The 13,355-nt window shown below is 63.5% G+C and carries 11 protein-coding genes and 3 pseudogenes; 11 read left to right on the forward strand and 3 right to left on the reverse strand.

Features of this window, described 5'->3' with window-relative positions; genetic code table 11:
- Positions 1-55 precede the first annotated feature (55 nt).
- The 3 genes and pseudogenes from ACODTB_RS25500 to ACODTB_RS25510 all read left to right on the forward strand — a co-directional run.
- Positions 56-688: pseudogene (locus ACODTB_RS25500) on the forward strand (tripartite tricarboxylate transporter substrate-binding protein); the annotation flags it as partial.
- Positions 689-702: 14 nt separating this feature from the next.
- Positions 703-1,926, forward strand: coding sequence for a flavin-dependent oxidoreductase (locus ACODTB_RS25505; RefSeq protein WP_070401321.1), 1,224 nt, complete (start codon positions 703-705; stop codon positions 1,924-1,926).
- Between the two features lie 208 nt (positions 1,927-2,134).
- Positions 2,135-3,112 (forward strand): Bug family tripartite tricarboxylate transporter substrate binding protein, encoded by a 978-nt coding sequence (locus tag ACODTB_RS25510; protein ID WP_175442907.1) that lies wholly within the window; start codon positions 2,135-2,137, stop codon positions 3,110-3,112.
- Positions 3,113-3,269: 157 nt separating this feature from the next.
- On the opposite strand, the gene ACODTB_RS25515 is transcribed toward ACODTB_RS25510, so the two are convergent.
- Positions 3,270-4,070, reverse strand: a complete 801-nt coding sequence (locus ACODTB_RS25515) for an IclR family transcriptional regulator domain-containing protein (protein WP_070401315.1) — start codon at positions 4,068-4,070, stop codon at positions 3,270-3,272.
- Positions 4,071-4,143: 73 nt separating this feature from the next.
- On the opposite strand from ACODTB_RS25515, the gene ACODTB_RS25520 reads away from it, so the two are divergent.
- From ACODTB_RS25520 to ACODTB_RS25545, 6 genes are all read left to right on the forward strand, one after another.
- The gene (locus ACODTB_RS25520) at positions 4,144-5,115 is read left to right on the forward strand and encodes a Bug family tripartite tricarboxylate transporter substrate binding protein (protein ID WP_070401316.1); all 972 of its coding nucleotides are present in this window, start codon (positions 4,144-4,146) and stop codon (positions 5,113-5,115) included.
- An 11-nt stretch (positions 5,116-5,126) separates the two neighbouring features.
- Positions 5,127-6,359 carry an aromatic ring-hydroxylating dioxygenase subunit alpha gene (locus ACODTB_RS25525; RefSeq protein WP_070401317.1) on the forward strand — a complete coding sequence of 411 codons (1,233 nt, stop codon included), beginning with the start codon at positions 5,127-5,129 and terminating at the stop codon, positions 6,357-6,359.
- A gap of 2 nt (positions 6,360-6,361) precedes the next feature.
- Complete coding sequence (locus ACODTB_RS25530) at positions 6,362-6,826, forward strand: aromatic-ring-hydroxylating dioxygenase subunit beta (protein WP_070401318.1); 465 nt, start codon at positions 6,362-6,364, stop codon at positions 6,824-6,826.
- A gap of 5 nt (positions 6,827-6,831) precedes the next feature.
- Positions 6,832-7,794, forward strand: coding sequence for a PdxA family dehydrogenase (locus ACODTB_RS25535; RefSeq protein ID WP_070401322.1), 963 nt, complete (start codon positions 6,832-6,834; stop codon positions 7,792-7,794).
- Positions 7,791-8,807: a 2Fe-2S iron-sulfur cluster-binding protein gene (locus tag ACODTB_RS25540; protein ID WP_070401319.1), complete on the forward strand. Its 1,017-nt coding sequence runs from the start codon at positions 7,791-7,793 to the stop codon at positions 8,805-8,807. The genes ACODTB_RS25535 and ACODTB_RS25540 overlap by 4 nt, the downstream gene beginning before the upstream one ends.
- A gap of 231 nt (positions 8,808-9,038) precedes the next feature.
- Positions 9,039-10,826: a mono(2-hydroxyethyl) terephthalate hydrolase gene (locus ACODTB_RS25545; RefSeq protein WP_488929870.1), complete on the forward strand. Its 1,788-nt coding sequence runs from the start codon at positions 9,039-9,041 to the stop codon at positions 10,824-10,826.
- Positions 10,827-10,992: 166 nt separating this feature from the next.
- On the opposite strand, the pseudogene ACODTB_RS25550 reads toward ACODTB_RS25545, so the two are convergent.
- Positions 10,993-11,097 (reverse strand): annotated as a pseudogene (locus tag ACODTB_RS25550) (tannase/feruloyl esterase family alpha/beta hydrolase); the annotation flags it as partial.
- Positions 11,098-11,362: 265 nt separating this feature from the next.
- Entirely contained in the window at positions 11,363-12,055 is a 693-nt protein-coding gene (locus tag ACODTB_RS25555) for a LysR substrate-binding domain-containing protein (protein WP_175442908.1), read from the reverse strand.
- Between ACODTB_RS25555 and ACODTB_RS25560 the strand changes: the two genes are divergently transcribed.
- Positions 12,048-12,665, forward strand: coding sequence for a class II aldolase/adducin family protein (locus tag ACODTB_RS25560; RefSeq protein ID WP_297658256.1), 618 nt, complete (start codon positions 12,048-12,050; stop codon positions 12,663-12,665). The genes ACODTB_RS25555 and ACODTB_RS25560 overlap by 8 nt on opposite strands.
- 24 nt (positions 12,666-12,689) lie before the next feature.
- Positions 12,690-13,301, forward strand: a pseudogene (locus ACODTB_RS25565) (hydroxypyruvate isomerase family protein); the annotation flags it as partial.
- Positions 13,302-13,355: the final 54 nt, after the last annotated feature.

Consider the following 13,355-nt stretch of genomic DNA (forward strand, 5'->3'; position numbering starts at 1 on the left):
CGCCAGTGCTAGCTTTTCGTACCGTCACTTATTGCACTGAAAACGAGGAGACCCCGACTTGGAGCCTGTCAGCCTGACGAGCTGGGGCCAGCTCATTCTGGTCACTCACCCCCGTTCCGGCTTTGCCACCGGCGGCGACCTCATTGCAGCCGCGCGCAAGGCACCAGGTAAACTCAACTATGCCTCGCCAGGTGTTGGGACGCCGCACCATCTCTCGATGGAGTTGTTCAAAAACACCGCCAAGGTGTTTCTCACGCACATTCCCTACCGTGGCACGGGCCCCGCCGTCACCGACATGCTGGGTGGCCAGGTGGATGCCATGTTCCTGCCCATTCATGTGGCATTGCCGCAGGTGCGTTCGGGCAAGCTTCTCGCACTCGGCATCGGAAGCGACAAGCGTCATCCGCTGCTGCCCGACGTTCCCACCCTCAGCGAAGCTAAAGCAGGCGACGTCAACGTGGACATGTGGTACGGCATCTTCGCTCCCAAGGGCATGCCTGCGTCGCAAGTCGCCTCGCTCAACCGCGAAATCAACGACATCCTCCGCAGCGAGGATGTCAAAAAGGCCTTCGCTGGGCAGGGAATGGATCCCGCCAGCGACGCACCCGAGGCGTTCGGTCGCCTGGTGGCCAGGGACGCGGACCGGTGGGCCACACTCATCAAAACTCAGGGTATCAAGGCCGAATGAAGCACGAGAACGACATCAGGATTGCGGTGGTGGGGGGTGGCATCGCCGGCCTGGCATTCGCGCTGGCCCTTCACAAGCACGGCCTGGCGTGTGATGTCTACGAGGGCGCCACAGAGGTGAAGGAGATCGGCGTCGGCATCACCTTGCTGCCACACGCGATGCGCGAGCTCGACGCGCTGGGCCTGACAGCCGAACTGGAGGCTGTGGCGATCGAAAACCGCGAGAGCGTGTTCTACAACCGCTGGGGCCAGTTCGTCTACAGCGAGCCTCGCGGCCGACATGCGGGCTACGAATTGCCCGAGCTGGGCATCCATCGCGGCAAACTCCATCGCCTGCTCTGGAATGCCGCGTTGCAGCGCCTGGGTGCCAAGCGGCTGCATGTGGGGCACCGTTGCACCGGCATCGACCCTTTGGATGGCGCGGCCACGCTGCATTTCGCGGTGGGACTGCAGGGCACGCCCGAGACCGTTCAGGCCGACGTGGTGGTGGCTTGCGATGGCGTCAATTCGACCATCCGCCGGCATTTCTATTCCGACGATCGAGTCTGCTATGCAGGCATCAACACCTGGCGCGGCGTGAGCGTGCACAAGCCCATCCTCACCGGCAAGAGCTACATCCGCATCGGATCGATCGACACCGGCAAGATGGTGATCTACCCGATCGTGGACAACGTGGACGGGCAGGGCAACCAGCTCATCAACTGGGTGGCCGAGATCCGCGACCCGCAGGCCGCCATGAACGACTGGAACAAGCCCGGGCGCCTGGACGACTTCCTGCCGACCTTCGAATCGTGGCGCTACGACTGGCTCGACGTGCCGGCGCTGATCAGCTCGGCGCAGCAGGTGTTCGAGTACCCGATGGTCGACAAGGACGCGCTGCCGCGCTGGAGCTTCGAGCGCGTGACGCTCATGGGCGACGCGGCGCACCCGATGTACCCGCGCGGCTCCAATGGCTCGGCGCAGGCACTGATCGACGCTCGCACACTGGCCGACGAAATGGCCGCTTCGCCCAGTGATCCGGGTGCTGCGCTGCAGCGCTATGAAGCGGCACGCCTGGGACCGACGGCCAGAGTGGTTGAGACGAACCGCACGCTGCCGCCCGATTTCATCATCATGAAGGCTGACGAACTCAGCGGTGGCCTTCCTTTTGCCAATATTGATGACTTGATCAGCCAGGACGACTTGCGAGCCATCTCGGACAACTACAAGCAAGTCGCCGGCTTTGCACTGAGAGCCTGATGAGAGGCAACAAGCACAGCAGCCGCGGTTAAACACTCAGAGTTGGAACAGTGCAATGCCTGTGCTTGGCTAGGAGTATAGAGGCTGCATCGTCGAGGAGCTCATGCATCTGCAAGCCAAATCCAGGGCCTTGTGAACTGAGCCAACGATGTATTTGCGACCCGCATTCCATTGCACATACATTTCATTTTTCTACGGAGACAAGTACATGCGTTTCTTACCCTCTTCTGCCGCAGCTGCTTGTCTGATCGGACTGATCGCCGCCACCAGCATGGTGCATGCGGTGGAAACCTCGGACAAGCCGCTGCGTATCGTGGTCCCATTCGCTGCAGGCGGCCTCGCTGATGTGTTGGCCCGCACGTTGGCAGAAGAAATGCGGACCGGGTTTCCTAAGGGCATCCATGTCGAGAACAAGACCGGTGCCGGCGGCAACCTGGGCGCTGCCGAGGTGTTCAACCGGCCACGATCGAGCGAAAGCACCATCATGATTTCGTCTCCGGGTCCGATCGCGATCAACCAGGGGCTGTACGCCAAACTGCCATACGATCCCTCCCAGTGGCTAGCCATCGGAACCATTGCTTCGGTACCGAACGCGCTTATCGTCAGCCCCAATCTGCCAATCAAGACGGCTCAAGAATTCGCGCCTTATGCCAAGCAAAGCGCCGGGAGAGTGTCCTATGCGTCCCAGGGCAATGGCACGACTTCACATTTGACTGCGAGCCTTTTTTCCTCCTTGACGGGAGCAACATTGGTCCATGTTCCGTACAAAGGCGATGCCCCTGCGCTCGCCGATCTATCGGGTAGCCAGGTTGATGCCTTCTTCGGAAGTGTGGGAGCGTCAATCACATTGCACAAATCGGGCAAGGTACGCATTCTTGCGGTGGCAGATGCCAAACGGTCTGCCGCTCTCCCGGACGTGCCGACCTTTGCGGAGATTGGTTTACCGGGTATGCAGTCGGTTACCTGGTACGCGGCGGTGACCGCGCCAAACACGCCTTCCGAAGAAGTTCGTCACCTCAACACCACGCTCAATGAAGCGTTGGCGAGACCAGCCATGCAGGAACGCCTCGCAAAGCTAGGGCTGGACCCGATGCACAACACAACCGCGGCAAGTGCTGACTTCATCGAGCAGCAAACCCAGTTGTGGCAGAAGGTGATTCGCGATGCAAAGGTCACCATCGATTGATCCGATGGCTTTTGTGATACCGCGCCCGTAGGTTGTAGGTCACACTACCAGCAGCCTGAACTGACATCGTTGCTTGAGTACACGAGCACGGTGTTCGCCGCTGACTTCTGCCACCGGATTCGAACCACGCCGGCTCCGCGCATGTTCATGTTCACGTTCACCCAAGGGGCAGTCGCGCCGCCAGTGTGTCACGCGCGCGATTGAGCATCGGCAGGAATGCGTCGCGAAACTCACCCATGCCCATGCGCTCGATCCGCACCGCGATACTTATCGCAGCCACTACCTGCCCCTGGCGGTCGCGCACTGGCACCGCCATCGACCGCACGTCGATCTCCAGTTCGCCATCGCTGCTGGCATGTCCTTCTTCGCGACAGCGTTCCACCAATTCCACTACCAGCGAAAAATCGCAGATCGTTTGCGGCGTCAGCGGCACGCGAGTCATGCTGCGCAGCCGAGCCTGTGCCTCTCGCGGCGGCAGCCCGGCCAGCAGCACACGACCCAGAGCCGAACAGTAGGCCGGCAGACGCGAGCCGATGCCCAAGCCCGCGCTCAGGCTGCGCCGTGCCGTCGAGCGCGCGATGATGATCGCGTCGTCGTCCAGCAACTGCCCCAGCGATGCCGACTCGCGCGTGCGCTCGGACAAGGCGTCCAGCAGTGGCTGAGCCAGCGACGGCATCGGCCGAGAAGACAGGTACGCGTGCGCCACCAGCAGGGCGCGCGGCAGCATCCAGAAACGCTTGCCATCGCTGTCCACGTAACCGAGCTGGTGCAGCGTGAGCAGCGAGCGTCGTGCTGACGCGGGTGACATGCCAGTAAGGCGTGCGACTTCCGACAGCGTGAGGCGGCTGTGCTGCCGGCCGAAGCAGGTGAGCACGTCCAGCCCCTTTTGCAGCGAGGTGACGAAATGGCGGTCGACGTCATTGACCTCTGGCAGCGCATCGGTTTCATTTTTACGCATAGCGCAAATTTAACTTGTTTGCACGCTTGCCTGCCGCGACACTCGAATTCCCACAAGTTCATCGGAGACATTCATGTCCTACTCCTTCTCGCGCCGCCTAGGCGCCGCCCTCGCTCTGGCTTCGTGCCTGATCGGCAGTGCGTACGCGCAGTCGAACAACCAGTTGCTGAAACTGATCGTGCCGTTCCCTGCCGGTGGCACGGCCGACGTGTTGCCGCGCATCCTGTCCGAGAAACTGCGCACGCACTACCCGGGCGGCGTGGTGGTCGAGAACCGCACCGGCGCAGGCGGCAACATCGGCGCCGAAGCGGTGTTCCGCTCCACGCCCGATGGCACCACGCTGCTGGCATCGCCGCCCGGGCCCATCGCCATCAACCACCACCTCTACAAGAAACTCTCGTTCGATCCGACGCAGTGGGTGCCCGTCACGGTCATGGCCACTGTGCCCAACGTGCTGGCCGTGAGCACCAAAGTGCCGGCACAGAACGTGGCCGAGTTCATTGCGTACCTGAAAGCGAATCCCGGCAAGGTGACCTACGCCTCGCAAGGCAACGGCTCCACTTCGCACCTCACGGCCAGCCTGTTCATGCAACTGACCGGCACCGAGATGACGCACATTCCCTACCGGGGCACGGCGCCCGCGCTGGTCGATCTGGTCGGTGGGCAGGTCGATGTCTTCTTTGACAACCTGAGCTCATCCGCACAGTTCCACAGCACCGGCAAGCTGCGCATTCTGGCCGTGGCCGACGCCACGCGCTCGGCTGCCTTGCCGCAGATACCCACCTTCGAAGAATCGAAAGTGGCGGGCATGAACGCGGTGACGTTCTTCGCCGTGGTGGCGCCGCCCGGCACGCCAGCGGCCACCGCCAACCTGCTGCAGAAGCAGCTGGCCGAGGCCATGGCGATGCCCGATGTGAAAGCCCGGTTCGCCGAACAGGGCGCTGAGCCGCGTGGCTGGTCCACCGAACAGACGGGACGCTTCATCCAGGCCGAGTCGGCGAAATGGAACAAGGTCATCAAGAGCGCGAACGTGACGCTGGAGTGAGACAGACCGCCATGCAGGAACAGACCATCCACTGGCGCAGCGACGCGCTCACGCGCATTCCCTACGCCCTTTACACCGATGCGCAGGTGCCGGAGCAGGAGCAGGAAAGAATCTTTCGGGGCAACACCTGGAACTTCCTGTGCCTCGACGCGGACATTCCCGAAGCCGGCAGCTACCGCACCACGTTCGCCGGCACCACGCCGGTGGTGGTGGTGCGCGATGGCGATGACGAGGTGTATGCCTTCGAGAACCGCTGCGCCCACCGTGGCGCGCTGATCGCGTTGGAGAAATCGGGCAAGGCCGAGAACTTCCAGTGCGTCTACCACGCCTGGAGCTACAACCGCCAGGGCGACCTGACCGGTGTGGCATTCGAAAAGGGGGTGAAGGGCGAAGGGGGCATGCCGCCCGATTTCTGCAAGGAAGAACATGGCCCGCGCAAGCTGCGCATCGCCGTGTACTGCGGCCTGGTGTTCGGCAGCTTTTCCGAAGACGTGCCCGACATCGAGGAGTACCTCGGCGACGAAATCTGCCAGCGCATCGAGCGCGTGATGCACAAGCCGGTGGAAGTCATCGGTCGCTTCACGCAGGCCCTGCCCAACAACTGGAAGCTGTATGTGGAGAACGTGAAGGACAGCTACCACGCCAGCCTGCTGCACATGTTCTTCACCACCTTCGAGCTGAACCGCCTCTCCCAGAAAGGCGGCGTGATCGTCGATGAATCGGGCGGCCACCACGTGAGCTATTCGATGATCGACACCACGGCAGAGAAGGATTCCTCGTACAAGGACCAGGCCCTGCGCTCGGACAACGACCGCTACCGCCTGAAGGATCCGTCCGTGCTCGCGGGCTTCCACGAATTCGACGACGGCGTGACGCTGCAGATCCTCTCGGTGTTTCCCGGCTTCGTGCTGCAGCAGATCCAGAACTGCCTGGCGGTGCGACAGGTGCTGCCCAAGGGCGTGGACCGCACCGAGCTGAACTGGACTTACCTGGGCTATACCGACGACACGCCGGAGCAGCGCAAGGTGCGCCTGAAGCAGGCCAACCTGGTCGGGCCGGCCGGCTTCATCTCGATGGAGGACGGCGCGGTGGGCGGGTTCGTGCAGCGCGGCATTGCCGGCGCGAGCGGCCTCGAAGCCGTGGTGGAAATGGGGGGTGACGAATCCGGCTCCAGCGAGGGCCGTGCCACCGAAACCTCGGTGCGCGGCTTCTGGAAAGCCTACCGCCACCACATGGAGGCCTGAGCATGATCGATCTGCTGACCATCGCCGCCTTCAACGCCCGCTACGCCCACACCATCGACAGCGATGCGCTGGAGGCGTGGCCCGCCTTCTTCACCGAAGACTGCCACTACCGCATCACCCACGTCGAGAACGAACAGGAAGGCCTGGCAGCCGGCATCGTGTACGCCGACTCGCGCGCCATGCTGGAAGACCGCATCTCCGCGCTGCGCGAAGCGAACATCTACGAACGCCAGCGCTACCGCCATTTGCTGGGCATGCCCATGGTGGAATCCGCCGACGACACGGCGGCGCAGGCGCGCACGCCCTTCATCGTGGTGCGAATCATGGCCACCGGGCAGAGCGAGGTGTTTGCCACCGGCGTGTATCGCGACCGTTTCGTGCGCGATGCAGGCGAGCTGCTGCTGGCCGAGCGCGTGGCCATCTGCGACAGCACGGTGACCGACACGCTGATGGCCCTGCCGTTGTGAGCACCATGCCGACATTGCGCCGCATCGCCCTGGCCGCGGGCGACCCCAACGGCATCGGCCCCGAGATCGCGCTCAAGGCGCTGGCCACGCTCGACGCGGCCCAGCGCGAACGCATCACCGTGTTCGGCCCCGGCGCCGTGCTGCAGCGCGCAGCCGCCGTCTGCGACCTGTCCGCGCTGTGGCCGCAGATCCGACACGTGGAGGCGGGCGCGCTGCCCGACAGCACTGCCGTGCCCGGCCGCATCGATGCCGCCGCCGGCGCGTCCACGGTCGCCTCCGCCACCGCCGCACTGCAGGCTGTGCGCGCGGGCGATTTCGACGTGGTGATCGCCTGCCCGCACCACGAAACCGCCATCCACCAGGCCGGCATTGCCTTCAGCGGCTATCCCTCGCTGGTGGCGCGCGTCTGCGGCATGCCCGAGGACGAGGTGTTCTTGCTGCTGGTGGGCGGTGGCCTGCGCATCGTGCACGTGACCTTGCACGAGAGCGTGCGCACGGCACTGGACCGGTTGACGCCCACGCTCGTCCAGCAGGCCGTGCGCGCCGGTGTGCGCGCCTGCGCCTTGCTGGGCGTGGACGACCCGAGCATCGGCGTGTTCGGCATCAACCCGCATGCCTCCGAAGGCACGCTGTTCGGCCCTGAAGACCAGCAGATCGTGGTGCCCGCCATGGCGGCCTTGCGCGCCGAGGGTTACCGCGTGGACGGACCGCATGGCGCCGACATGGTGTTGTCGCAGCGCCGGCACGACCTGTACGTGGCCATGTTGCACGACCAGGGCCACATTCCCATCAAGCTGCTGGCACCAAATGCGGCGAGCGCCCTGAGCATCGGCGCTGACGCGCTGCTCTCCAGCGTGGGCCACGGCAGCGCCATGGACATTGCGGGACGCGGCATCGCCGATCCCACCGCGCTGCTGCGCACCATTGCACTGCTGTCCGGCGAAGCTTTCTCACAGGCCATCCCATGAGCCATTCCATCGCCATCGAAGGCACCGAAGTCGTCTTCGACAACCCGCCTGGCCAGAGCCTGCTCGACGCCGCGCTGCGCGCCGGCATCGAGCTGCCGTATTCCTGCCGCAAGGGTGTCTGCGGCAGCTGCGTGGGCGGCATCGCATCGGGCGATGTGCGCGGGCTCAACGGCGCCGCAATCCGCAACGAAACCTGCGGCCCCGACCAGGTGCTCTACTGCATGTGCGAGCCCACCACCGACGTCGTGCTGCAGCCGATGTCGTGGAAACGCATCGACCCCTCCGCGCGCAAGACCTTCACCGCCAAGGTGTACAGCAACCAGCTGGCCGCGCCCGATGTGTCGGTGCTCCGTTTGCGCCTGCCCGCTGGGCAACGCGCGAAATTCCAGGCTGGCCAGTACCTGCAGATCCTGCTGGAAGACGGCAGCACGCGGTGTTATTCCATGGCCAACCCGCCGCACGAAAGCGATGGCGCCACCCTTCACATCCGCCATGTGGCCGGCGGACAGTTCAGCGCACGCGTGGCGCAACTCGCCCCGGGCGACCTGCTTCAGGTCGAACTTCCCTTCGGCAACGTGGCCCTGGACATCGAAGACAGGCGCCCGATCGTGTTCGTGGCCGGCGGCACCGGCTTCGCACCCGTCAAGTCCATCCTCGACGACATGGCGAAGCGGCGCGTGCAGCGCGAGATCACCCTCATCTGGGGTGCACGCGAAGCCGATGGCCTCTACATGCGCTCGGCGGTGGAGCGCTGGCAGAAGCAGTGGCCGAGGTTCCAGTTCATCGCAGCCCTGAGCGATGCGCCTGCCGATGCCGCAGGCGACGCTTTCGCTGGTCGAGTGGACCAGGCCCTGCGCGCCAGCTTTGCCGACCTGGCGGTCCACGTGGTGTACTGCTGCGGCTCACCGTCCATGGTGGGCGCCGTGCGCGCCGCGGCCTCCGGCCAGGGACTGCCCGACGAGGATTTTCACGCCGACGTGTTCGTGCCCGGCCCCTCGTCCAAACCAGCATAGCGACTGGCGTCTGTCCAGCTCGCGCTTCCCCGGCTGCGTCGGGGCCACTCGCCGCACCATGCGCAAGGGACATAGCGAGCGTTGGAACAAGGCTTCACATAAGGACAAACCCTGCACACGGGGCATTTTTTCGCATGTCGCAAAAACCGCATTGCGAGGCTGTAGAGGGCATTGAGAATCGCCTCGGGCTCCACGAGCCCCACGCGCTTCGAAACCACGAAAGGAGACATCATGAAATCAAGCATTCCCATCAGCGTCGGCATGCTGGCCACGGCGTTGATCAGCGGCTGCGGTGGCAGTGGCAGTGTTCCAGACAACACCAGCAACGAACCGACTGTGCCCCTTGCGTCCAAAGAACTTTGCGAAGGCATCGCCTCAGGTGCGACCAAGGTGAACTGGCCCAATCAGAACACCGTCGTCAAAGCATCTGTCTGGCATGCGGTGACCCCTGCCACGGCGAATGCCCCCGAACTGCCGGAGCACTGCGAGGTAACAGGCTCGATCAACCAGAGGACGGGTGTCGACGGATACCCCTATGAGATCAAGATGAGACTGCGCATGCCGGCGGACTGGAACGGGCGATTCTTCATGGAAGGCGGAGGAGGCACCAACGGCTCATTGTCAGCGGCGTTGGGAAGTCTGGGAGGTGGACAGACATCGAACGCGCTGTCGCGTCGGTTTGCTACCGTCAGCACAGATGGAGGGCATGACAACGCAGTGAACAACAATCCAGCCGCCCTTGGATCGGTCGCCTTCGGTATGGACCCTCAAGCCCGTCTTGACCATGGGTACAACTCGTACGACCAAGTGACCTTGGCTGGCAAGTCCGCCGTGAGCACTTTCTATGGGCGCGGCCCGGACAAGTCCTACTTCATCGGCTGTTCGGAGGGGGGGCGCGAAGGCATGATGTTCTCCCAGCGTTTCCCCGCGCACTACGACGGCATCGTGGCGGGCGCTCCCGGTTACCAGTTACCAAAGGCGGGCATCAGTGGCGCTTGGACCACACAGTCGCTCGCGCCAGCGGCAGTGGGTGTCGATCCTGATGGAGCGCCTCTCGTGAATAAATCCTTCTCCGACCCAGATCTGTATCTGCTGACCCAGGCTATCCTGGGCAGTTGCGATGCGCTCGATGGGCTGGCCGATGGGATCGTGGGCAACTACTCCGCCTGCCAGTCCTTGTTCGATCCGTCTACAGCCCTCAATCCTGCTACCGGCCAGCCACTGCGATGCACCGGCGCAAAAACCGACGACTGCCTGAGCCCGGTACAGGTTGACGCAATCAAGCGCGCCATGAGCGGGCCAGTGGACACTGCGGGCACCGCGCTCTACAACAAATGGCCATGGGACACCGGGATGAGCGGTCTCAATGGCACCACGTATTTCCAAGGGTGGCGCTCTTGGTGGCTCGGCTCCTATGACAGCAGCACGAACAATGCGCAACGCGTAAACGGGTCTTCGGCGCGTTCGTGGCTGGTGGACTTTGCGACGCCTCCGGAACCTGTGCCCCTGAACCAGGTTGCCACTCGAATGATGAACTTTGACTTCGATGTGGACCCCCCGAAGATATTCGCCACGTCGGGCCTGTTCACGCAACCCAGCATGCAGTGGCATGGTGCGACATCCACCGACCTAAACGCATTTCGCAGTCGAGGCGGCAAGCTGATGCTGTACCACGGGATGGCCGACGCCGCGTTTTCCGCGCTGGACACGATCGCTTACTACGAGAGGCTGAGCACCGCAATGCCCTCTGTCTCGGATTTCTCCCGCCTCTTCCTCGTTCCGGGCATGGGCCACTGCAGCGGTGGACCGGGCACGGACAGGTTCGACATGCTGACGCCTCTTGTCGCTTGGGTCGAGAACGGCACGGCCCCGGCGCGGGTCGAGGCCTCGTCGTCGACGCCGGGTTACTTCGGCGTGAGTGCGCGCAGCAGGCCTCTGTGCCCACATCCTCAGATCGCCCGATACACGGGTAGCGGAGACATCAACGAAGCGACAAACTTCGTTTGCGGCAACCCCTAGTCGAAAAAAAAGCTTCTACCAAGGCGAGCGCATCCACCGTTTGGATCCAGGCTCACTCGCCAGCTTGTCTGGGTAAGGGGCAGGGAACTGGTTCCGACGCACATGGTATCCGTGACTGAAACGGCTGCGGAGCAAACCCCGGCTTCAGCCGCTCCGCAGCCTCTTCTCACGGACTCGTGCAACTGAAGTTCGCCGCCTCATCCGTGCTGCCCGAACCCTTGTACTTCGCAACCTGAGGGTAGGGGCATAGCGGACGGGTGCGCGTCACCGAACGTGAAATGGGTGGCCCCCAGGGCAACCGATATGCCGACGATGATGAACATCATTCCTGTGCTCCAGGAAGTCCGGCACCAAGCGGTTGAAGGCATCGGCATCTTCCCATTGAGCCCTGTGACCGCAGCGGCATGAAAACATGCACGTGCGCGTCCTGAAGTCCAGCGACCCCGGCGCAGGCCAGAATCGAGCAGGACGAATTGATCGTCGCGACGCCACATCACCAGCGCAGCGCGGCGATCTCGTCGAGGCGATGACCCACGTCAGGGGTGGGGCCGACGGCCCTCGCGCTGAAAGAGTTCGCGCACCTGCCCGCGCATCCACCGGTTGGCCAGATCGCGGTGGTACAACTCGTGCCAATACTGTCGCACCTCGAAACGGGAGGACGGGTAAGGCAACTCGTGGATCTGTGCATCGAAGCTGCGAGCCAGGTGCGGCGCGACATCCTCCGGCACCACCGCGAGCATATCGGTCTGCGAGAGGATCGCACTCAGGCTGTGAAAGTGCTGAACCGTCACCTTCACCCGACGTTCGATGCCAGCGGCGCGCAAGTCTCGCTGCACGATGCCCTGGTGCGAGCGCACCTTCATCGCCACTTGCGGTGCGGTGCAAAAACGCTCCAGGGTCAGCCCGCCGTCGGCAAACGGATTGCCACGCCGCGCGATGCAGGTGAAGCCGGTCTCGAACAGCTGCTGCTGGAACAGCGAATCCTGTAGCTCCGGAAAGAAGCCAACGGCCAGGTCGATGTTGCCTGCGGCCATGGCTGCCGGCAGCTCACCCACGGTCAACGACTGCAGCCGCAGCTCGGAATGCGGTGCCATGGAAGCGAGGCGTCGGACCAGTGCCGGCACGAGCGTGAACTCGCTCACGTCGGTCATGCAGAGGTTGAAGGCGCGCTGCGTCGACGCGGCATCGAATGGCACACGCTGCATGACTTCCTCGCGCAGGATGCGCAACCCACGGCGCACCGCCAGCCCGATCTCGGCGCCGGCCGGGGTGGTGCGGCTGGACGACGGCTTTCTCATCACGCCCACGGACGCATGCCTGGGCTTTCTCGATCCCGCGCAACTTGCGCGCACCGACGCCCTTGCACGCCAGATCGGTGGGCTCCCAGCGAGCAAGACGCTGGCGCTTCACGCGCGCATCTACGACAAGGCCGGCCGATTCGACACGGAGACGCGCTGTGTCTTACACACCCACAGCACCCACTGCGTTTCGCTCACGCTCGACCAATCCCGCAGCGAACTGCTGCCTGCGATCACACCCTATTTCGTGATGAAGGTTGGGCATGTGCCCGTTATTCCCTACGACCGTCCAGGTGCTCCGGAAACCGTCAAGGCCGTGGCTGAGGCCATCGATCGTTATGCCGCATGCAGCACTCCGCTGCGGGCTGTGATGCTGGATCGGCTAGGCCCCATGGTCTGGCATGACTCCCCCGTTGCAGCCATGACCGTTCTCGAGGAACTCGAAGAGAGCGCCCGGCTCTCGCGCCTGTGCCCAGACGCCGTACCGCTCGACGACGAGGCACTCGAACAACTGCGTCGCGCTTTCGGCGCGCGCTGGTGAACCATCAACCAGGGAGTCCGCACCTTGCCCCGCTTTGCCGCCAACCTATCCATGCTCTACCCGGAGTTCAATTTCCTTGAGCGCTTCGAGGTCGCTGCGCGCGATGGTTTTAAGGCGGTGGAGTACCTGTTTCCTTATGACCATCCCAGGGAAACCATCGCCCAGCGCCTGGCCGCGAATGGCTTGCGTCAGGTGCTTTTCAATGGCCCGCCCGGGGACTGGAACCACGGCGAGCGCGGAATCGCTTGCCTGCCAGGGCGCGAAGCCGAGTTTCGGGCCGGCATCTACAAGGCATTGGACTATGCGACGGCATTGGCGTGTCCGCGCATTCACGTGATGGCGGGTGTCCTGCCCGCACAGCTCGCTCTCGAGACGGCGCATGCGATCTATCTCAAAAATCTGGCGTGGGCTGCCGATGAGGCAGCGCGAGTCGGGATCGACATCTTGATCGAACCCATCAATACGCGCGACATCCCCGGCTACCTCCTCAACCGCCAGATTGAGGCTCATGCCATCGTTCAGGACATCGGTTCACCTCATCTCAAGGTGCAGATGGATCTCTACCATTGCCAGATTGTCGAGGGCGACGTGGCCGTGAAGCTGCGCGACTACCTGCCATCTGGGCGCGTGGGTCATGGGGTCTCCTCGTTTTCAGTGCAATAAGTGACGGTACGCAAAGCTAGCACTGGC

The organism is Hydrogenophaga sp. FG152 (assembly GCF_057809615.1).